Consider the following 258-nt stretch of genomic DNA (forward strand, 5'->3'; position numbering starts at 1 on the left):
CTACAAAACCAGAAACTACGAAAGAATTTTCCATTTTCTTCATGACATTGAAATTTTAGAAGTGAAACATTTATTTTTTACGTTGCCATCAAAGTTGGCAAGGATAGCAATCAGGCAAGTAATTACCGGATTATTTCACCGTCAGGCAGGAAAAGTTTTCCGAAAAGCTGCAGCTGGAAAAGTTTTTGAAAAAATTCAGGGAATAAGGTTCTGGTACTTGCAGTATGCGGCTTGCACTAACTTCGCAACAGGAAAAAG

At 37.2% G+C, this 258-nt stretch carries 1 protein-coding gene; it reads left to right on the forward strand.

What is annotated here, in order from left to right:
- A partial coding sequence (locus H6A27_RS15900) for a hypothetical protein (RefSeq protein ID WP_239469740.1) occupies positions 1-258 on the forward strand: 258 nt, incomplete at both ends.

This window comes from Bacteroides caecigallinarum, assembly GCF_016902295.1.
GTDB lineage: Bacteria > Bacteroidota > Bacteroidia > Bacteroidales > Bacteroidaceae > Phocaeicola > Phocaeicola caecigallinarum_A.